Here is a 20,631-nt window from a genome sequence, read left to right on the forward strand (position 1 = left end):
CACCGGCCAGTTCGAGCGTCCGCAGATGAACGGCACGCGTGGGGCCGACTTCGGCGCCCCGCGTCCGCCGGCCCCGCAGCAGCGGCCGGTCCGGCGCGAGCCGGAGGCCCTGCCCCCGGCGACCGGTCCCGGCGACGGCCGTACCCCGCTGTACGACACGCTGGAGACCAACTGGTTCCGCGGTGGCGGCCGCCAGCAGCAGGAGCAGGGCGACGCCCCGGCTCCGGCCGCCCCGCAGCAGCAGCCGCAGGGGCCCACCGGCCCTCAGCGGTCCGAAGCGACCTCCTGGCGCAGCTCGCCCAACGACGAGCTGGTCCGGCAGGCCGAGCGGGTCCGGCAGCCGGCCGCGGGGGGCGTCACCACCTCCGGCCTGCCGCGCCGGGTGCCCCGGGCGAACCTCGTCCCGGGGACGGCTCAGCAGCAGTCGCACCAGAGCGGTCCGCAGGTCTCCCGCGCACCGGACGACGTGCGCGGCCGGCTGACCAATCTTCGTCGGGGTATCGCACAGGGGCGTCAGGCCGGGTCCACCCAGACCGGCAGCTTCCCGCGGCCCACTCACCAGCAGGAGCGTTAGTTGAGCCCGATGAGCCAGGCGGCACAGAACCTCAACTGGTTGATCACCAACTTCGTGGACAACACCCCCGGGGTGTCCCACACCGTCGTCGTGTCCGCCGACGGACTTCTGCTGGCACTGTCCGAGGGCTTCCCGCGCGATCGCGCGGACCAGCTCGCGGCCGTCGCCTCGGGACTGACCTCCCTGACGGCCGGTGCCTCCCGGATCTTCGAAGGCGGCGACGTGGCCCAGACGGTCGTGGAGATGGAGCGGGGGTTCCTCTTCCTCATGTCCGTCTCGGACGGCTCGTCGCTGGCCGTCCTGGCGCACCCGGAGTGCGACATCGGCCTCGTCGGCTACGAGATGGCGCTCCTGGTCGACCGCGCGGGCGCGGTCCTCACCCCGGACCTGCGCGCCGAGCTACAGGGAAGTCTGCTCCACTGATCGGCCCCGGCACCACCCGTCTCACCAAATCACCGTCCGGCCGCCACATTCCCCCCACCGGCCCCGTCAGACGGCTTGACTGACCGACTTGCTGTCCCGCCCGGAGGATTCATGACCCCGCCCACCGCCTCTCATGATCCGTACGCGGAGCCGTACGAGGACGAGGGCGACCAGCCGCTGGTGCGTCCGTATGCGATGACCGGCGGCCGGACCAGGCCGCGTTATCAGCTGGCCATCGAGGCACTGATCAGTACGACGGCCGACCCGGCAGCGCTCATGGGGCTCCTCCCCGAGCACCAGCGCATCTGCCATTTGTGCCGAGAGGTGAAGTCCGTCGCCGAGGTGTCGGCGCTGCTGAACATGCCGCTGGGTGTTGCCCGGATCCTGGTGGCGGACCTCGCGGAGGCGGGACTCGTCGCCATCCACCAGCCGGGCGGCGACGAATCGACCGGCGCCCCGGACGTGACACTGCTCGAAAGGGTGCTCAGTGGACTTCGCAAGCTCTAGTGGAGGGACGGTCTCCGAGAGCCGTTCCACGACCTCCGCGAAGATCGTGGTGGCGGGTGGCTTCGGCGTGGGCAAGACCACGTTCGTCGGCGCCGTCTCGGAGATCAACCCGCTGCGCACGGAAGCCGTCATGACGTCTGCGTCCGCGGGCATCGACGACCTCACCCACACCGGGGACAAGACGACCACCACGGTCGCCATGGACTTCGGACGCATCACGCTCGACCAGGACCTGATCCTCTACCTGTTCGGCACCCCCGGCCAGGACCGGTTCTGGTTCATGTGGGACGACCTGGTGCGCGGCGCCATCGGCGCGGTCGTCCTCGTCGACACCAGGCGGCTCGCCGACTGCTTCCCGGCCGTCGACTACTTCGAGAACAGCGGCCTGCCCTTCGTGGTCGCCCTCAACGGCTTCGACGGGCAGCAGCCCTACCAGCCGGAGGAGGTGCGCGAGGCGCTCCAGATCGGGCCGGACACGCCGATCATCACCACGGACGCCCGTCACCGTTCGGACGCGAAGAGCGCGCTGATCACTCTGGTGGAACACGCCCTCATGGCCCGCCTGAGGTAGATCAAATAGGGAGATCCACACGGGAGTTGTCGCTGAAGCACCGGAGCCGGCCGTGTCCTTTGACACCGTCGGCCCCGGTGTTCATAACGTTTCGGCAGAGGAATCGGGGGAGGTCGACACGCGACGCGTTCGAGCGGTACCACTGTGCGCACGAACGCCCTGCCTTTTGGCGGGGCTCGCTCTGTATGACCGTTTTATGTGGGGCTTACATCACTCCGATTCCCTGCCGTCGACTGTTTGGAAGAGCGCAGGTCGGCATGCTGGAATGCCTGAACTGCCCAGTAGCCCATGACGTACTCAGTAGTCGATGGCAAGCAGGGCTCTGAGACACAGCGGCACGTCAAGGTGCCGACCGCCGAGAGGTTGTTGGTCGAGTGAGGCGAAGCAAGAACAGTCCCGAGCCGTCGGCCCGGGGCAACTTCACCCCGCCGCCGCGCACAGCGGCGCCCGCCCACGTACCCGAACCCGAGCCGGCGGCCGCACCCCCGCCGAGCGGCGGCCGTTTCTCCCCGCGCAACTGGCGGGTGACCACCAGGCTGAACGCGATCCTGCTCATACCCGTGCTGGTCGGCCTCGTCATGGGCGGCTTCCAGGTGAGCAGCTCGATCGAGACCTGGCAGGAGGCCGAGGACGCCGAGAAGGTCGCGCTCCTCGTCCGCGCCGCCGACGACTACGGCCAGGCCCTGCTCAACGAGCGCGACCTCACCGCCGCCGACCTGCTGTCCGGCAAGGGCGAGACGGAGCAGGTCAAGAAGCTCCGGGCGGCCACCGACGCCGCCAAGGAGGAGTTCGACCGGGTCGCCGAGAACCTCCCGAACACCGCCGCCCTCGACCGGCGGATGCAGCTCTTCCGTGACAACGAGATCGGCCTGGGCCCGCTGCGCGAGAAGGCCTACACGGCGTCCATGGACCCGGTGAAGACCGAAGAGGGCTACGTCACCGTCCAGCACTCGCTGATGGAGTTCGCCAACGAGCTGGGTCTGGGCACCGAGAACGTCACCAGCTACGGCCGCACCGTCTACGCCGTCTCCCTGGCCAAGGCCGCCGCCTCCCTCCAGCGCTCCATCGGCGTCCACCTGCTGGTGCGCCCGAGCCAGAAGCCGGCCGTCGTCCAGCAGCAGCGCGTCTCCATGGTGTCCTACCGCTACCTCGAGGGCATCGCGATCAACGAGTTCGTCTCCGCCGCGACGGAGAAGGACGTCGAGCGCCTCGACGCGATCATGGCCCAGAAGCGCGAGACCATCGGTGACAAGGGCGCCGCGGTCGGCGCCGGCGAGTCGTCCTCCACCCAGGGCGGCGCCTACACGGCCATGCCCGCCGCCGACAACATGCTCCAGGGTCTCGCCTCCGGCGCGCTCAGCGAGGCGCAGCTCAAGGAGAACGGCATCACCCTGCAGAACTGGCTCGGTGCCTACACCGCCAAGTTCGCCGGGTACAGCGAGGTCGAGTCCGAACTGGTCGACAAGGCCGTGGAAGAGGCCCAGACCATCGCCGACGACGCCAAGCGGGACGCGCTGATCACCGGTGCGGCCGTGGTGATCGCCCTGCTCGCCGCGTTCATCCTGGCCGGCATGGTGGCCCGCCAGATGAGCCGTTCGATGCGCCAGCTGCGCAACGCCGCGTTCGGCATCGCCGAGCAGCGTCTGCCGATGCTGGTCGACCAGCTCTCCCGCACCGACCCGGGCCGGGTCGACACCCGGGTGGCCCCGATCCCGATCACCTCCACGGACGAGATCGGCGAGGTCGCCCGCGCCTTCGACCAGGTCCACCGCGAGGCGGTGCGGCTCGCCTCCGAGCAGGCGCTGCTGCGGGGCAACATCAACGCGATCTTCACCAACCTCTCGCGCCGCAACCAGTCGCTGATCGAGGGCCAGCTGACCCTGCTCACCGACCTGGAGAACAACGAGGCGGACCCGGACCAGCTGGAGAACCTCTTCCGCCTGGACCACCTGGCCACCCGTATGCGCCGCAACGGCGAGAACCTCCTCGTCCTCGCGGGCGAGGAGCCCGGCCGCCGCTGGGACCAGCCGGTCCCGCTGGTCGACGTGATCCGCGCCGCCTCCTCCGAGGTGGAGCAGTACGAGCGCATCGAGCTGTCCGGCGTGCCGGAGGCCGAGATCCACGGCCGCGCCGTGACCGACCTCGTGCACCTGCTCGCCGAGCTCCTGGAGAACGCCACCACGTTCTCCTCGCCGCAGACGAAGGTCCGGGTCACCGCGACCCGGCTGCCCGACGGCCGCGTGATGATCGAGATCCACGACAAGGGCATCGGCCTGACGGCCGAGGACTTCGCGGACATCAACCACAAGCTGGCCAACCCGCCGACCGTGGACGCCGCGATCTCGCAGCGCATGGGTCTGTTCGTGGTCGGCCGGCTGTCCGACCGGCACGGCATCCGGGTCCAGCTGCGCCCCTCGGGCGAGCAGGCCGGAACCACCTCGCTGGTCATGCTGCCGGACGCGATCACCCACGGTGGCGGCGGCGAGCAGCAGCCCGCGCACGACGAGTTCACGGTCTCGCAGATCATCCCGGAGCAGAACTTCCAGGGTGAGGACTTCAACCAGCAGCCGCTGCGCACCGCCGCCGAACTCGGTTTCGACGACAGCCGCTACACCGAGGTCCCGGACGACATCCGCGACCTGGACCCGGTCGGGCGTTCCCTGATGCGGGAGGGCCGCCGTGCAGCCCTGGAGGGATCGCAGCAGGCGCCCGGCACGCCCGCGCAGCAGGAGGACCAGGGCACCGGGGAGTTCGCCGCTCCGCAGGGCTACGACCCCGGCCAGGGCTACGACCGGGCGCAGGGCTACGACGACGGCGGCTACCGCGACCAGCAGACCGGCCAGTACGAGCAGCCGCAGCAGCCGGCCGGCTACGACCAGCAGACGTACGACACCGGCGATCAGCAGGCCTACGACACCGGGCAGCAGTCGACCTACGACGGCGGCTACTACGCGCCCGCCGGCCAGGCGCCGCAGAACGACGCCTTCGCGTCGAACGGCACGTACCCGGACACCGCGTACCCGGAGGCGCCCGCGCCGGACCGGACGCCGGCGGGTGCGTCCTCCGGCTCGTTCCCCGGTTTCGACGACCGGCGCCGCGAGGACGACTGGCCGCAGGCCGACGGCTACCAGAACGGCTACCCGGCCCAGTACCCTGCGGATACCCAGGAGTCGGAATCCACGCAGGCCGCTGACGCAGGTGAGCGGGACGGCGTAGGCTTCGACCGTCCGGGACCGGCCCACTCCGCCGTCCACGAGCTGACCGACGCCGGGCTTCCGCGCCGCGGATCCACCGCGAGCGGCGCCACGGGCGGCGCGCGGCACGCGGGCCAGGAGGCGCCGGCCTCTCCTCCGGAGAACAACGGCGACGGCAGCGGCTGGCGTTCGGCGAACGACGAGCGCTGGCAGCAGGCCTCGCAGCTGAGGAAGCCCAAGGCGGGCGGAGTGACCTCCTCGGGTCTGCCGCGGCGGGTGCCCAAGGCCAACCTGGTCCAGGGTTCCGCCGAAACCACTCCCCAGGGAGGCCCCCAGGTCTCCCGCGCCCCGGAGGACGTCCGGGGCAGGCTGAGCAACCTGCGGCGCGGTGTCCAACGGGGCCGCAACGCAGGCAGTGAAACGAACGGCCAGGGCTTCGGTCCTGACAGCACCTACAACCAGGAGCGTTAGTGTGAGCCCGATGAGCCAGGCGGCACAGAACCTGAACTGGTTGATCACCAACTTCGTGGACAACACCCCGGGGGTGTCCCACACGGTGGTGGTCTCCGCCGACGGACTCCTTCTGGCGATGTCCGAAGGCTTTCCCCGCGACCGCGCCGACCAGCTCGCGGCCGTCGCCTCCGGTCTGACGTCTCTGACGGCAGGCGCCTCCCGGATCTTCGAGGGCGGCAGTGTGAACCAGACGGTTGTGGAGATGGAGCGGGGATTCCTGTTCATCATGTCCATCTCCGACGGTTCGTCGCTCGCCGTCCTCGCACATCCGGAGGCGGACATCGGCCTCATCGGGTACGAGATGGCCCTCCTGGTCGACCGCGCCGGTACGGTCCTGACCCCGGATCTTCGTGCGGAGCTCCAAGGGAGCCTTCTCAACTAACAGACGGACGGTGCGCTTTGACGTCCCGGGGCCGTAAGGTTTCGGGACGCGGCTCCACCAGGATGGATGCCAGGCACAGTCGGAGGAGGAGAAAGTGGCAACACCCCCAGGCGGTTCGTCGTCGGGCAACTGGTCGTACGGCCCCGCACAGGGCCCGAACGACGGTGCCCAGAGCGGGTACGGCTACCCCTCCGCCCCCGACCACCGGCAGCCGTACGCGCCACAGGGCCCCGGTCCGTCGCCGTACGACCAGCCGCACGCCCCGCGCATCCAGCCCGTGCAGCCTCAGCGTCGCACCCCCGAGTCGGCGCCCGCAGGGTCGTCGAGCAACCCCCTGGTGCGCCCGTACGCCATGACGGGCGGACGCACCAGGCCGCGGTACCAGCTCGCCATCGAGGCACTGGTGCACACCACCGCGCAGCCGCACCAGATGCAGGGCCAGCTGCCCGAGCATCAGCGGATCTGCAACCTCTGCCGGGAGATCAAGTCGGTGGCCGAGATCTCGGCCCTGCTGACCATCCCTCTCGGCGTGGCCAGGATCCTCGTCGCCGACTTGGCGGAGGCGGGACTGGTCGCCATCCATCAGCCCGGCGGCGACGAGAACGCCGGCGGCCAGCCAGACGTGACACTGCTCGAAAGGGTGCTCAGTGGACTTCGCAAGCTCTAGCGGCGGTCCTTCCCGCTCCACCACCTCCGCGAAGATCGTGGTGGCGGGCGGCTTCGGCGTGGGCAAGACCACGTTCGTCGGCGCCGTCTCGGAGATCAACCCGCTGCGCACAGAGGCCGTCATGACGTCTGCGTCCGCAGGCATCGACGACCTCACCCACACCGGGGACAAGACGACCACCACGGTCGCCATGGACTTCGGACGCATCACGCTCGACCAGGACCTGATCCTCTACCTGTTCGGCACCCCCGGCCAGGACAGGTTCTGGTTCATGTGGGACGACCTGGTGCGCGGCGCCATCGGCGCGGTCGTCCTCGTCGACACCAGGCGGCTCGCCGACTGCTTCCCGGCCGTCGACTACTTCGAGAACAGCGGCCTGCCCTTCGTCATCGCCCTCAACGGCTTCGACGGGCAGCAGCCCTACCAGCCGGACGAGGTGCGCGAGGCGCTCCAGATCGGGCCGGACACACCGATCATCACCACCGACGCCCGTCACCGCTCGGACGCGAAGTCGACGCTGATCACGCTCGTCGAGCACGCGTTGATGGCGCGGCTGCGCTGACGGCCCGCCGCCGCCTGCGGGCCGTGGACGCAGGCGGCATCCCGGGGACCCGGAGGTCCCCGGGACGGCATGTACTTCCTCAGCAACAGGTAAGGGCCCCTCCTTCGCGGAGGGGCCCTTACCTGTTGACGTGTGCGGTCAGCGCCAGCTGTGCGGGGCGCGGAAGCCGCCCTCGCGCTCCAGACGGCGCCAGCCCGCCTTCGCGCGGCCGCGGTGGGCCGGGGCGGTGCCGGCGGGGCGGGCCGCCGCACGGGCCAGGAGGACGGCCGTGATGGCGGCGACCTCCTCGGGCTCGGCGTGGCCCTTCTCGACACGGATGTCAGGTGTGCTCATGGGGCTCAGTCTCCCTGGGAGAGGGGTCCGCGGGGTTGCCGCGGCGGGTCCGTCCGGTTACTGGGGCGGGTTGCCGTGCTTGCGGGACGGCAGGTCGGCGTGCTTGGTCTGCAGCATCGCCAGGGACCTGATGAGGACCTCGCGGGTCTCGGCGGGGTCGATGACGTCGTCGACCAGGCCGCGCTCGGCCGCGTAGTAGGGGTGCATCAGCTCCGACTTGTACTCCTTGACCATGCGGGCGCGCATGGCCTCGGGGTCCTCGGCGTCGGCGATCTGACGGCGGAAGATGACGTTGGCCGCGCCCTCGGCGCCCATCACGGCGATCTCGTTGGTCGGCCAGGCGTAGGTGAGGTCCGCGCCGATGGACTGGGAGTCCATGACGATGTAGGCGCCGCCGTACGCCTTGCGCAGGATCAGCGAGATCCGCGGCACCGTGGCGTTGCAGTAGGCGTAGAGCAGCTTGGCGCCGTGGCGGATGATGCCGCCGTGCTCCTGGTCGACGCCCGGGAGGAAGCCGGGGACGTCCAGGAAGGTGAGGATCGGGATGTTGAAGGCGTCGCACATCTGCACGAAGCGGGCGGCCTTCTCGGACGCCTCGATGTCGAGCACGCCGGCCAGCGTCTGCGGCTGGTTGGCGACGATGCCGACGACCTGGCCGTCCATCCGGGCGAGCGCGCAGATGATGTTGCGCGCCCAGCGCTCGTGGACCTCCAGGTACTCGCCGTCGTCGACGATCTCCTCGATGACCTTGGCCATGTCGTAGGGCCGGTTGCCGTCGGCGGGGACCAGGTCGAGCAGGGCGTCACCGCGGCGGTCCGCGGCGTCGGAGCTCTCCGCCCGCGGGGGGTTCTCGCGGTTGTTCTGCGGGAGGAGGGAGAGGAGGTAGCGCACCTCGTGGATGCAGGTCTCCTCGTCGTCGTAGGCGAAGTGGCAGACCCCGGAGGTCTCGGCGTGCACGTCGGCACCGCCCAGGCCGTTCTGGGTGATCTCCTCGCCGGTGACCGCCTTGACGACGTCGGGGCCGGTGATGAACATCTGCGAGGTGTCGCGGACCATGAACACGAAGTCCGTCAGGGCGGGGCTGTAGGCCGCGCCGCCCGCGCACGGGCCGAGCATCACGCTGATCTGCGGGATGACGCCCGACGCCTTGGTGTTGCGCTGGAAGATGCCGCCGTAGCCGGCGAGGGCGGAGACGCCCTCCTGGATGCGGGCGCCGGCGCCGTCGTTGAGGGAGACCAGGGGGGCACCGGCCGCGATGGCCATGTCCATGATCTTGTGGATCTTGGTGGCGTGGGCCTCGCCCAGGGCGCCGCCGAAGATCCGGAAGTCGTGGGCGTAGACGAAGACCGTGCGGCCCTCGACCGTGCCCCAGCCGGTGATGACACCGTCGCTGTAGGGCTTCTTGGCCTCCAGACCGAAGCCGGTCGCCCGGTGCCGGCGCAGCTGCTCGACCTCGCGGAAGGACCCGGGGTCCAGCAGGAGTTCGATGCGCTCCCGTGCGGTCAGCTTGCCCTTGGCGTGCTGCGCCTGGGTCGCCTTCTCGCTCGGGCCGGCCAGCGCCTGCGCACGGATCTCGTGCAGCTCGGCGACTCGCCCGCGCGCGTCGGCCGGCTCCCCCGGCAGGTCGGTCGGCTCACCCGGCGCCTCGTCCAAAACGGTCATGTAGTGACCTTACGAAGTCGACGGGCGATTGCGAGCCGTCGACTCCTCACAGTCTCGACGGCGATTTCCTGGTACCACTGAACAGAACCACGGCCGCATGCAGGCTTTTCGACTGCTCAGGGGGCGTGCCCCTTGTCGGGGTCGGACAAAGCCGTTCGGTGGAGAGTCACCTCACACCGGTGCGTGGCGCCCGCCTGCCCCGGAGTGACGCGCAGCCGCAGCCGGGGGCCGGTGGCCAGGAATTCCACGGTGTCGTCGGCGCGTACGGGTCCCCGCACCGGGTGGTCCCAGAAGATCTCCAGCGATTCGCCCGTTCGGGTCGGTCCGCTCACGCAGAGGGTAGCGGTACCGCCCGTGACGCGGACCAGCACGCTCGCCGCCGGCTGGGTCGGTGCCCACCGGTTGCCGCGGGGGCGCGTGCCCGGGGTGGCTCACGGCGGCGGAGAGGTGGTCGGCCGTGCTGCTCGACGGCCTGGACCGCCGGAGGAGGGGGGTGCCCCGCCGGGGCGCGGCCCCGGCGGTCGTGGCGAGCACGGCCCCGGGCCGGGCTGACCGGGGGCCGGGAGGGTACCCGGGGTGCGGCCGTGGCTGATTTTTTCCCGATCCTCCAAAAGATGTTGAACTTTGAAGGGAATGCCTCTACGGTGGGTCGTGTTGAGTTAGTTGAACATTGAACGGGATCACCCGTTCACCCCGTCCCCGAAGGAGAAACACCGTGGGTATCTTCAACCGCAAGAACGACGCCGCCACCGCCACCGCGCCCGCCGCCGCTCCGGACCTGTCCGCCCTCACCGGCGACTACACCATCGACCCGTCGCACACCACGATCGGCTTCGTCGCCCGGCACGCCATGGTCACCAACGTCAAGGGCAGCTTCAAGGAGTTCACCGGCTCGCTGCACCTGGACGGCTCCGACCCGTCGAAGTCCACCGCCTCCATCGACGTCGTGATGGACAGCATCGACACCGGCAGCGCCGACCGTGACGGCCACCTCAAGAGCGCCGACTTCTTCAAGACGGACGAGTTCCCGACGATGACCTTCCGGTCCACCCAGGTCGAGGCGGCCGGCGACGGCGAGTACCGCGTCACGGGCGACCTGACCATCCTCGGCACCACGCGGCCGCTGACCATCGACGTCGAGTACAACGGTGCCGCCACGGACCCGTTCGGCAACCAGCGCGTCGGCTTCGAGGGCAAGGCGGAGATCCTGCGCTCCGACTGGGGCCTCTCCTGGAACGCCGCGCTGGAGACCGGTGGCTTCCTGGTCTCCGACAAGATCAAGCTGAACTTCGACATCTCGGCGATCCGCAACGCCTGATCCCGACGGCGCGGCCCCGCCGCGCCACCCCCTGAGCGCGCCCGTCTCGCCGGCACCCGTGCCGGAAGGCGGGCGCTCGGCGTGTCCGGGGCGCGCCGCCCCGGACGGGCCGAGCGGTTCTCCGGCCGGCCCTCTCCCCCGGGGCCGGACCACTCAGAAGCCGCCGCCGAAGTCCCCGCCACCGCCGAAGTCGCCGCCGCCGAACCCGCCGCCGAAGCCACCGCCGAAGTCGCCGGGATCGAAGTCGGCACCGGACAGGTCACCGCCCTCGTAGCCGCCGAAGTCGCCGTACCCGGCGCCGTAGTCCGCGCCGTAGGCGGGGCCGGCCATCAGTCCGCCCAGCATCGTGCCGACGAGCAGGCCGGGCAGCAGACCGCCGCCGAAGTAGCCGCCGGCCCAGGGGCCGTAGGCGGGGCCCGCCTCCCAGTAGGGGCGGCGGCCGTACTCGGTGTCGACCTCGCGGACCACCGGGTCCAGCCCGTCGGAGAGACGGGCCCGGTCGGCCGCGCACACCGGCACCTCCCGGGCCGCGCCGCCCGGGGGCGTCCAGCGGGCGTCGGCCACCGAGGGGCCGTGCCGCGGGTCGAAGAAGCACGGCGGGCGGCGCTCGGGCAGCTCCCGGCCCTCGCGGCGGGCGGCGAGCACCGACAGCGAGAACCGGCCGTCCTCCACCGCCTGGGTGACCGCCTTGACGTCCTCGGGCCTGCGGGCCGCCGCCATCAGCGTCTTCGCCTGCTCGTAGGCGTCCAGCGCGCGCTCGTAGTCGCCGCGCATCGCGTCGTCGGCGCCGGGTTCCGAGGGGTGGAAGTCGAGACGGTCGAGTTCCTCGCCGAAGGCGGTGATGTCCTCGTCGACGACCACCCGCAGCTTCTCCAGCGCCGCCCGCTGTTCCTCCTCGTGGCGGCGCCGGTTGCGGCGGGACAGGGCGAACACGCCCGCGCCGCCCGCCGCCAGCACCGCGCCGACGGTGATCAGACCGCCGACCGGGACCTCGCCGCCGCCCTCGTTCCAGCTGCCGGGGGCCGTGCCGCCGATGGTGCGCAGCGCGTCGTCGACGAAGTCGTTCAGCTGGGCCTTGGCGTCACCGGCGTCCTGCGCGGCCGTGACCAGGTTGCGCACGCCCTGGCGGCTCACCACGCTGCTGTCGGCGCGCGCGTCGAACGCGCCGCCGAGGCGCACGCCGTACAGACCGGTCACGCCGGTCTCGGTGCGCAGGTTCCGGAAGAGGTTCCGGGTGGGCTGGTCGGCCGGGAGGACGGCGACGAAGACGGGTTTGTCCGCGTCCTCGATCTTCTTCGCGAGGGCGTCGGCATCCGCCTCGGACAGGATGTCCCGGGCATCGGGATCGACGTACACGGGCCGCTCGCGCAGCGCCCGGCCGACCTCCGAGAGGTCCGCCGCCGCCTGCGCGCCGGGCGCCGCGGCCAGCAGCACCGCCAGAGCGGCGACCACCGGCATGATCAGCAGGCGTACGAAAGTACGCGGCAGCGCGACCTTCATACTCTCGAAGCTACCCGAACAGACCGAAAAACGGACATCGGGCCCGGCAGGTATTCCCGCGGAACGGAATCCCTGCCGGGCCCGGCGGTCCGGCGAATCGCTGCTAGGCGACCGGCTCGACGCCCGCGCGCAGGAGGCCGTAGGCGTAGGCGTCCTCCAGTGCCTGCCAGGACGCGGCGATGACGTTGTCGGCGACGCCGACCGTGGCCCACTCCCCCGCCCCGTCGGAGGTGGAGATCAGCACGCGGGTCGTGGACTGGGTGCCGTGCTTGCCCTCGAGGATGCGGACCTTGTAGTCGACCAGCTCCAGCTTGGCGAGCTGCGGGTAGATCTTCTCCAGGGCGACGCGCAGTGCGCGGTCCAGGGCGTTGACCGGGCCGTTGCCCTCCGCCGTGGCGACGATGCGCTCGCTCTTGGCCCACAGCTTGACGGTGGCCTCGTTGGCGTGGCTGCCGTCGGGGCGGTCCTCGGCGATCGCGCGCCAGGACTCGACCGCGAAGTACTTCACCGGACGGCCCTCGGCCTCGGCCCGCAGCAGGAGTTCGAAGCTGGCGTCGGCCGCCTCGTAGGTGTAGCCCTTCAGCTCGCGCTCCTTGACCCGCTCCACGACCCGGGCGACCAGCTCCCGGTCGTCGCCGAGGTCGATGCCGAGCTCCTTGCCCTTGAGCTCGATGGAGGCCCGGCCCGCCATGTCGGAGACCAGCATCCGCATGGTGTTGCCGACCTGCTCGGGGTCGATGTGCTGGTACAGGTCGGGGTCGACCTTGATCGCGGAGGCGTGCAGGCCGGCCTTGTGCGCGAAGGCCGAGACGCCGACGTAGGGCTGGTGGGTGGAGGGCGTGAGGTTGACGACCTCGGCGATGGCGTGGGAGATGCGGGTCATCTCGCGCAGCCGGCCCTCCGGCAGCACCTTCTTGCCGTACTTGAGCTCCAGCGCGGCCACGACGGGGAAGAGGTTGGCGTTGCCGACCCGCTCGCCGTAGCCGTTGGCCGTGCACTGCACGTGGGTGGCGCCCGCGTCGACCGCGGCGAGGGTGTTGGCGACCGCGCAGCCGGTGTCGTCCTGGGCGTGGATGCCGAGCCGGGCGCCGGTGTCGGCCAGGACCGTGGCGACCACCGCCTGGATCTGCGCGGGCAGCATCCCGCCGTTGGTGTCGCACAGGACGACGACGTCGGCGCCGGCCTCGGAGGCCGCGCGGACCACGGCCTTGGCGTACTCGGGGTTGGCGCGGTAGCCGTCGAAGAAGTGCTCGCAGTCGACGAAGACCCGGCGGCCCTCGGACGTGAGGTGGGCGACGGTGTCCCGGATCATCTCGACGTTCTCGTCGAGCGTGGTGCGCAGGGCCAGTTCGACATGCCGGTCGTGCGACTTGGCGACCAGGGTGATCACGGGTGCGCCGGATTCCAGGAGCGCCCTGACCTGGGGGTCCTTGTCCGCCGTGGTGCCGGCGCGGCGGGTGGAGCCGAAGGCGACCAGCTGGGCGTGCTCGAACGCGATCTCCTCGCGGGCGCGGGCGAAGAACTCCGTGTCCCGCGGGTTGGCGCCGGGCCAGCCGCCCTCGATGAAGCCCACGCCGAACTCGTCCAGGTGCCGTGCGATGGCCAGCTTGTCGGCGACCGTGAGGTTGATGCCCTCGCGCTGGGCGCCGTCGCGCAGTGTGGTGTCGAAGACGTGGAACGAGTCGTCGGGCTCGCTGGTTGCGGTCATGGTCTGAAGGCTCCTGATATTGATCTCGGTCTACCGGAATGACCGGTTCCACCGTCTCTCCATGGTCCCTCACGCACTGTTTCCGGCTGCGGATGGGCCAGGAAACAGAAAAACCCCTCGCGGGTGCGAGAGGTCTGCGCGCGGGTCGAGGACGACGGTGTCCGCCCGTACCGTGTCGTACGTGCGGTCACTGCGGACCGGCGCGCCTGCTGCCAATAATCGTGGCGAACGAGAGCACGGGGGCAGTCTGGCACATTCCGCCCCCGTGTCCGGCGGCCGTCTCAGGATGCGGGCGGTCCCAGGCGGGGGGGGCGGGTACCCGGACCGGGTGGCGGCAGGCGGAGGGCGGGGGCCGGAGGGGTCCGGCGCCCGCCCTCGTGGCCGCCCGTGCGTCAGCCCAGCTGGTGCATCCAGCCGTGCTTGTCCTCGGCCGTGCCGCGCTGGATGTCGAGCAGGGCCTGGCGCAGCTTCTGCGTGACCTCTCCGGGCTCGCCGCCGCTCTGCTGCCACTCGGCACCGGCCCGCTTGACGGTGCCGACGGGGGTGATGACGGCGGCGGTGCCGCAGGCGAAGACCTCGGTGAGGGTGCCGTTCTCCGAGTCGCGCTGCCACTGGTCGACGGAGACCCGCTCCTCGACGGCCTCGTAGCCCAGGTCGCGGGCGACGCTCAGCAGGGAGTCACGGGTGACGCCCTCCAGGATGGACCCGGTGAGGGTGGGCGTGACGATCCGGTCGCCGTAGACGAAGTACAGGTTCATGCCGCCCAGTTCCTCGACCCAGGTGTGCTCCACGGCGTCGAGGTAGCAGACCTGGTCGCAGCCCTTGGCGGCGGCCTCGGCCTGGGCGAGCAGGGAGGCGGCGTAGTTGCCGCCGGTCTTGGCGTCTCCCATGCCGCCGGGGACGGCGCGGACCCGGTCCTCGGAGACCCAGATGGACACCGGCTTGATGCCGCCCGGGAAGTAGGCGCCGGCCGGGGAGGCGATGACCAGGAACAGGTACTCGTTGGCCGGCTTCACCCCGAGCCCGACCTCGGTGGCGATCATGAACGGGCGCAGGTAGAGCGACTCCTCGCCGCCGTGCGCCGGAACCCACGCCTTGTCCTGGCGCACCAGCGCGTCGCACGCCTCGAGGAACGTCTCGACGGGCAGCTCGGGCATGGCCAGGCGGCGGGCGGAGCGCTGGAAGCGCTCGGCGTTCTTCTCCGGACGGAAGGTGGCGACGGAGCCGTCGGGGCGCCGGTAGGCCTTCAGCCCCTCGAAGATCTCCTGCGCGTAGTGCAGGACGGTGGTGGCGGGGTCCAGGGAGATCGGCGCGTACGGGACGAGCTGGCCGTCGTGCCAGCCGCGGCCCTCCGTCCACTTGATGGTCACCATGTGGTCGGTGAAGTGGCGGCCGAACCCGGGGTTGGCCAGGATCGCCTCGCGCTCTGCGTCCGAGAGCGGGTGGGCGGAGGGCTTGAGCTCGATCGTGGGCGTCGTCATGAGTGGTTTGTCCTTCACCGGTTGTAGTGACGGGCCGCGCACACTCCCGTACGGCCGGTGGCCGATACTAGGACGTCCGAGCATTCCCTCATTCCGCGGCTCCGCGTTCGATTATCGCCCGGGGACGGCTGCGGTAGAAACGGGGTGAATGCGGCCCGTTGGTCGATGGTGGCACCCGGCGGGGACATGCGGAAGCCGCCGGGTGCGCGGGGACCCGGCGGCTTCGCGTGTGGTCGAGAGCGCGCCCGGTCAGCCGGCTACCCGTACGGCGAGGGCGTCGCCGATCTCGGACGTGCTGCGTGCGGGCAGGTCACCGCGGTCCGCGAGGTCGGCGGAGACGGCGTCCTCGATGCGCGCGGCCTCGGACTCGTGGCCGAGGTGGCGCAGCAGGAGGGCGACGGACAGGACGGTGGCCGTCGGGTCGGCCTTGCCCTGGCCGGCGATGTCCGGGGCCGAGCCGTGCACGGGCTCGAACATGGAGGGGAACTCACCCGAAGGGTTGATGTTCCCGCTGGCGGCGACGCCGATGCCGCCGGAGACGGCCGCGGCGAGGTCGGTGATGATGTCGCCGAAGAGGTTGTCGGTGACGATGACGTCGAAGCGGGCCGGGTCGGTGACGAGGTAGATCGTCGCGGCGTCGACGTGGATGTAGTCGGTGGTGACGTCGGGGTACTCCTCGGCCACCCTGCTGAAGATGTTGGTCCACAGGTGGCCCGCGAAGGTCAGCACGTTGTTCTTGTGGACCAGCGTCAGCTTCTTGCGGGGGCGGGCCTGGGCGCGGGCGAAGGCGTCGCGGACCACGCGCTCGACGCCGAAGGCCGTGTTGACGGAGACCTCGGTGGCGACCTCGTGGGGCGTGCCGGTGCGGATGCTGCCGCCGTTGCCGGTGTAGGGGCCCTCGGTGCCCTCGCGGACGACGACGAAGTCGATCTCCGGCTGGCCCGCGAGCGGGGTGGACACGCCCGGCAGGAGCTTGCTCGGCCGGAGGTTGACGTGGTGGTCGAAGGCGAAGCGCAGCTTGAGCAGGAAGCCGCGCTCCAGGACGCCGGAGGGGACGCCGGGGTCGCCGATGGCGCCGAGCAGGATGGCGTCGTGCTGCCGGAGTTCGGCCAGGTCGGCGTCGGTGAGGGTCTCACCGGTGGCGTGGTAGCGCCGGGCGCCGAAGTCGAACTCCTTGGTCTCCAGCTTCACATCCTGCGGAAGGACGGCGGAAAGGACCTTGAGACCTTCGGTCACGACCTCCTGGCCGATGCCGTCACCGGGGATCACTGCGAGATTGATGCTGCGAGACATGCGGGCACCCTACTCCTCGTCCCATGCACTGACACGAGCCGTCCGGGATGCGGACACCCGCATGGCGGACGGCCCGGACTCAGTGGCCGGTCGAGCCGCCGTTGTCCCGGCGGTCCAGGGCGCGCTGCAGGGCTGCGGCGGCGTTCTTCCGGTCGGACTCGGAGGTGCGGGAGGTGTGGCGGACGCGGCGGCGGGCGGTCGTCTCGGGCATGGGAGATCGGCTCCTTCGGAACACGCGCGGGAACGCGCGGAGGGTCACGGGATGCCGGAAGGGGCGGGGAACCAGGGACCGCAGGGGGTGACCTGCACGAGGGTCCGGCTCACGACCGCCATTCGCTTGATCGAGCGAGACGTTCGGCTCCTACAAAAGTAAGGGCGCGCCGCGCGTCTGTCTGCACAATTACTTGGGCTTCCTACTATCTGAGACGGTGGACTACGTCACACCCCTCTGACCTGGGGTTCTCCGTCCAGGGCCGCCGCTCCCCCGTCGCACGCGGACGGACGAACGGGCCAGGTCGGGGGGTGACCTGGCCCGTTCGCGATCGGGGTGGGCGTCAGCCCATGTGCGGGTACGTGTAGTCGGTCGGCGGGACCAGCGTCTCCTTGATGGCGCGGGTCAGGGTCCAGCGCATCAGGTTCTGCGGGGCGCCCGCCTTGTCGTTGGTGCCGGAGGCCCGGCCGCCGCCGAAGGGCTGCTGGCCGACGACGGCACCGGTCGACTTGTCGTTGATGTAGAAGTTGCCGGCCGCGTAGCGCAGCTTCTCCATCGTGTACGCCGCCGCCGCGCGGTCGTTCGCGATGACCGAGCCGGTCAGGGCGTAGTCCGACACCGACTCCATCTGGGTCAGCATCTCGTCGTACTTCTCGTCGTCGTACACGTGCACGGCGAGGATCGGGCCGAAGTACTCGGTGCGGAACACCTCGTTCTCCGGGTCGCTGCACTCGATGACGGTCGGGCGGACGAAGTAGCCGACCGAGTCGTCGTAGGAGCCGCCCGCCACGATGGTGCAGGACGGGTCCTGCTCGGCCCGGTCGATGGCGGCCTTGTTCTTGGCGAAGGACCGCTCGTCGATGACGGCGCCGATGAAGTTGGACAGGTCGGTGACGTCACCCATCCGGATGCCGTCCACCTCGGCGGCGAACTCCTCCTTGAAGCCGGAGTTCCAGATCGAGGCCGGGATGTAGGCGCGCGAGGTGGCGCTGCACTTCTGGCCCTGGTACTCGAAGGCGCCGCGGGTCAGCGCGGTCCTGAGGATCGCGGGGTCGGCGCTCGGGTGGGCGACGACGAAGTCCTTGCCGCCGGTCTCGCCGACCAGACGCGGGTAGGTGCGGTACTTCTCGATGTTCTGGCCGACCGTCTTCCACAGGTGCTGGAAGGTCCGGGTCGAGCCGGTGAAGTGGATGCCGGCCAGGTCGCGGTGGGCCAGGGCGACCTCGGAGACCTCCAGGCCGTCACCGGTGAGGAGGTTGATGACGCCCTTGGGCAGACCGGCCTCCTCCAGCAGCCGCATCAGCAGCACGGCGGCGTGGGTCTGGGTCGGGGACGGCTTCCAGACGACGACGTTGCCCATCAGGGCGGGCGCGGTCGGCAGGTTGGCGGCGATGGCGCTGAAGTTGAACGGCGTGATCGCGTAGACGAAGCCCTCCAGCGGGCGGTGGTCCAGGCGGTTCCACACGCCCGGCGAGTTGGCCGGGGGCTGCTCGGCGAGGATGCCGCGCGCGTAGTGGACGTTGAAGCGCCAGAAGTCGACCAGTTCGCAGGGGCTGTCGATCTCGGCCTGCTGGGCGGTCTTGGACTGGCCCAGCATCGTGGAGGCGGCGATGGTCTCGCGCCAGGGGCCGGCCAGCAGCTCGGCGGCGCGCAGGATGATCGCCGCGCGGTCGTCGAAGGACATCGCACGCCAGGCGGGCGCGGCGGCGAGGGCCGCGTCGATGGCGTCCTGGGCGTCCTGCCGGGTGGCGTGGGCGGCGGTGCCCAGGCGGGCCTTGTGGTTGTGCGGCTGCACGACGTCGAACCGCTCGCCGCCGCCCATCCGCTTCTCACCGCCGATGGTGCAGGGCAGGTCGACCGGGTTGTCGGCCAGCTCCCTCAGCCTGGCCTCCAGCCGGGCCCGCTCGGGGGAGCCGGGGGCGTAGCCGTGCACCGGCTCGTTGACGGGGGTGGGGACCTGGGTCACAGCGTCCATGATGTCCGTAACTCCTTGACTTGAGCGGTGTGGGTCAGCCCTTGGTGATCATGCTGCGAGCGAAGAACCGCAGGTTGGCGGGCTTCTCCGCGAGCCGCCTCATGAAGTAGCCGTACCAGTCGGTGCCGTAGGCGGTGTACACGCGCATGCGGTGGCCCTCCGCGGCCAGCCGCAGGTGCTCGTCGCTGCGGATGCCGTACAGCATCTGGAACTCGTACTCGTCCGGCTTGCGCCCGGCGATGCGGGCCAGCTCCTGGGCGATGGAGATCAGACGCGGGTCGTGGGACCCGATCATCGGATACCCGTCGCCGTTCATCAGGGTGCGCAGGATGCGCACGTACGCCTTGTCGATCTCGTGCTTCTGCTGGAGGGCGACGTCGGCGGGCTCCTTGTAGGCGCCCTTCACCAACCGTACGCGACTGCCGTTCGCGGCGAGCCTGCGCGCGTCCTCCTCGGTGCGGTACAGGTACGCCTGGATCACGCAGCCGGTCTGCGGGACGTCCCGGCGCAGCTCCTCGTGGACGGCGAACATCGAGTCGAGGGTGGTGTGGTCCTCGGCGTCCAGGGTGACGGTGGTGCCGATGGCGGCCGCGGCCTCGACGACCGGGCGGACGTTGGCGAGCGCCAGGTCGTGGCCGCCGGGGAGGGACTGGCCGAACATGGACAGCTTCACGGACACCTCGACGCGGTCGCCGAGCTCCAGCGGGGCCAGCCGCTCGATCAGTTCGAGGTAGGCGTCACGGGCCGCCCCGGCCTGGGCGGGCGTGGTGATGTCCTCGCCGACGACGTCCATCGTCAGCTCCAGGCCGTTGCCGGTGAGCTCCTGGACGATGGGCAGCACCTCGTCCACGGTCTCGCCGGGGATGAAGCGGTCGACCACCTGCCTGGTGCCCGGCGCCGCCGAGACGAGCCGACGCATCCGGTCGCTGCGCGACGCGGCGAGAATCACGGGACCCAGCACGGGGCACCTCCAAACACCTGCACCGGACGGCCGCCCCCCTCTTCGGGGTACGGCACGGAGAACCACCCTGAACCTATGGACCGACCCGATCGTCGGCCATCGACAGCTGTCACGCATCCGTGCCGCGGATCTCAGACATCTGTATGAAGCGGGCGATGCCGTGCGGGACAATGCCCGGGTGACGTCGGAACACAGGGGTGACTACCAGGAGCTCGTGGACGAGATCTCCGAGCTGCTCGGCGCCCCGGCGACCCTGGAGAGCCGGGACTTCGAGCTGATCGCCTTCGGCGCCTACGACAGCGAGGGCGACCTCGATCCGTCCTCGCTCGACCCGGTGCGCACCCGCTCGATCCTCACCCGGCGCTCCACGCCCGCCGTCCGCGCCTGGTTCGAGGGCTTCGGCATCACCCGCGCCAGGGGCCCGGTACGCATCCCGCGCACGCCGGAGGCGGGGGTGCACCGCGGCCGCATCTGCCTTCCGGTACGCCACCGGGGCGTCGTCCTCGGCTACGTGTGGCTGCTGGAGGACGGCCCGGGCCCCTCCGACCGCCGGCTCGACGCGGCCATGCGGGTGACCGCCCGCATCGGCGCGCTGCTCGCCGACGAGGCACAGCACGGCGCGGACCTCACCCGCGAGCTGCGGGCGGTGCTCACCGCGGAGCGCGACTGGCAGCGCGACATGGCGGTCGCCGAACTGCGCACCGCGCTCGGCCCCCGAGCGGACCGGCCGCACACGCTGGTCTGCGTGGCGCCCTGGCCGGCCGGCCCCGACGACGACGCCCCGTCGGTGCGCACC

The 20,631-nt window shown here is 70.9% G+C and carries 17 protein-coding genes and 3 pseudogenes; 10 read left to right on the forward strand and 10 right to left on the reverse strand.

Annotated features, from left to right (window positions below):
* From G3I53_RS18590 to G3I53_RS18625, 8 genes and pseudogenes are all read left to right on the forward strand, one after another.
* A pseudogene (locus tag G3I53_RS18590) lies at positions 1 to 574 on the forward strand (hypothetical protein); the annotation flags it as partial.
* A 9-nt stretch (positions 575 to 583) separates the two neighbouring features.
* Positions 584 to 997: a roadblock/LC7 domain-containing protein gene (locus tag G3I53_RS18595; protein WP_030231800.1), complete on the forward strand. Its 414-nt coding sequence runs from the start codon at positions 584 to 586 to the stop codon at positions 995 to 997.
* Positions 998 to 1,108: 111 nt separating this feature from the next.
* The gene (locus G3I53_RS18600) at positions 1,109 to 1,504 is read left to right on the forward strand and encodes a DUF742 domain-containing protein (protein ID WP_164334572.1); all 396 of its coding nucleotides are present in this window, start codon (positions 1,109 to 1,111) and stop codon (positions 1,502 to 1,504) included.
* Entirely contained in the window at positions 1,485 to 2,075 is a 591-nt protein-coding gene (locus G3I53_RS18605; protein WP_164334571.1) for an ATP/GTP-binding protein, read from the forward strand. The genes G3I53_RS18600 and G3I53_RS18605 overlap by 20 nt, the downstream gene beginning before the upstream one ends.
* 374 nt (positions 2,076 to 2,449) lie before the next feature.
* Positions 2,450 to 5,740, forward strand: coding sequence for a nitrate- and nitrite sensing domain-containing protein (locus G3I53_RS18610; RefSeq protein ID WP_164334570.1), 3,291 nt, complete (start codon positions 2,450 to 2,452; stop codon positions 5,738 to 5,740).
* A gap of 10 nt (positions 5,741 to 5,750) precedes the next feature.
* Positions 5,751 to 6,164, forward strand: coding sequence for a roadblock/LC7 domain-containing protein (locus G3I53_RS18615; protein WP_004983065.1), 414 nt, complete (start codon positions 5,751 to 5,753; stop codon positions 6,162 to 6,164).
* A gap of 94 nt (positions 6,165 to 6,258) precedes the next feature.
* Positions 6,259 to 6,831, forward strand: coding sequence for a DUF742 domain-containing protein (locus G3I53_RS18620; protein ID WP_164334569.1), 573 nt, complete (start codon positions 6,259 to 6,261; stop codon positions 6,829 to 6,831).
* Positions 6,812 to 7,393: an ATP/GTP-binding protein gene (locus tag G3I53_RS18625; protein ID WP_164334568.1), complete on the forward strand. Its 582-nt coding sequence runs from the start codon at positions 6,812 to 6,814 to the stop codon at positions 7,391 to 7,393. Before G3I53_RS18620 ends, G3I53_RS18625 begins: the two co-directional genes overlap by 20 nt.
* 138 nt (positions 7,394 to 7,531) lie before the next feature.
* Here G3I53_RS18625 and G3I53_RS18630 read toward each other — a convergent pair whose 3' ends face one another.
* The 3 genes and pseudogenes from G3I53_RS18630 to G3I53_RS18640 form a co-directional block, all read right to left on the reverse strand.
* A complete protein-coding gene (locus G3I53_RS18630; RefSeq protein ID WP_164334567.1) occupies positions 7,532 to 7,726 on the reverse strand; it encodes an acyl-CoA carboxylase subunit epsilon in 195 nt (64 codons plus the stop codon).
* A gap of 57 nt (positions 7,727 to 7,783) precedes the next feature.
* Positions 7,784 to 9,388, reverse strand: coding sequence for an acyl-CoA carboxylase subunit beta (locus G3I53_RS18635; RefSeq protein ID WP_164334566.1), 1,605 nt, complete (start codon positions 9,386 to 9,388; stop codon positions 7,784 to 7,786).
* A 116-nt stretch (positions 9,389 to 9,504) separates the two neighbouring features.
* A pseudogene (locus tag G3I53_RS18640) lies at positions 9,505 to 9,765 on the reverse strand (hypothetical protein); the annotation flags it as partial.
* Between the two features lie 338 nt (positions 9,766 to 10,103).
* Here G3I53_RS18640 and G3I53_RS18645 point away from each other — a divergent pair.
* On the forward strand, positions 10,104 to 10,706 hold the full coding sequence (locus G3I53_RS18645; RefSeq protein ID WP_164334565.1) for a YceI family protein: 603 nt from the start codon (positions 10,104 to 10,106) through the stop codon (positions 10,704 to 10,706).
* A 153-nt stretch (positions 10,707 to 10,859) separates the two neighbouring features.
* Here the strand turns inward: G3I53_RS18645 and G3I53_RS18650 are convergent, their stop codons facing one another.
* From G3I53_RS18650 to G3I53_RS18675, 7 genes are all read right to left on the reverse strand, one after another.
* Entirely contained in the window at positions 10,860 to 12,206 is a 1,347-nt protein-coding gene (locus G3I53_RS18650) for a hypothetical protein (protein WP_164438565.1), read from the reverse strand.
* A gap of 103 nt (positions 12,207 to 12,309) precedes the next feature.
* Positions 12,310 to 13,914, reverse strand: coding sequence for a citramalate synthase (cimA, locus tag G3I53_RS18655; protein WP_164332840.1), 1,605 nt, complete (start codon positions 13,912 to 13,914; stop codon positions 12,310 to 12,312).
* A gap of 392 nt (positions 13,915 to 14,306) precedes the next feature.
* Positions 14,307 to 15,395: a branched-chain amino acid aminotransferase gene (locus G3I53_RS18660; protein ID WP_164332839.1), complete on the reverse strand. Its 1,089-nt coding sequence runs from the start codon at positions 15,393 to 15,395 to the stop codon at positions 14,307 to 14,309.
* Between the two features lie 249 nt (positions 15,396 to 15,644).
* Positions 15,645 to 16,688 carry a 3-isopropylmalate dehydrogenase gene (locus G3I53_RS18665; RefSeq protein ID WP_164332838.1) on the reverse strand — a complete coding sequence of 348 codons (1,044 nt, stop codon included), beginning with the start codon at positions 16,686 to 16,688 and terminating at the stop codon, positions 15,645 to 15,647.
* A 79-nt stretch (positions 16,689 to 16,767) separates the two neighbouring features.
* Positions 16,768 to 16,899, reverse strand: coding sequence for a hypothetical protein (locus G3I53_RS34415; RefSeq protein WP_263867766.1), 132 nt, complete (start codon positions 16,897 to 16,899; stop codon positions 16,768 to 16,770).
* Between the two features lie 343 nt (positions 16,900 to 17,242).
* Entirely contained in the window at positions 17,243 to 18,874 is a 1,632-nt protein-coding gene (pruA, locus tag G3I53_RS18670; RefSeq protein WP_164332837.1) for an L-glutamate gamma-semialdehyde dehydrogenase, read from the reverse strand.
* A gap of 34 nt (positions 18,875 to 18,908) precedes the next feature.
* The gene (locus G3I53_RS18675; protein WP_164332836.1) at positions 18,909 to 19,835 is read right to left on the reverse strand and encodes a proline dehydrogenase family protein; all 927 of its coding nucleotides are present in this window, start codon (positions 19,833 to 19,835) and stop codon (positions 18,909 to 18,911) included.
* A gap of 178 nt (positions 19,836 to 20,013) precedes the next feature.
* Between G3I53_RS18675 and G3I53_RS18680 the strand changes: the two are divergent.
* Positions 20,014 to 20,631: pseudogene (locus G3I53_RS18680) on the forward strand (PucR family transcriptional regulator); the annotation flags it as partial.

It is taken from the genome of Streptomyces sp. SID14436 (assembly GCF_010548465.1).
GTDB lineage: Bacteria > Actinomycetota > Actinomycetes > Streptomycetales > Streptomycetaceae > Streptomyces.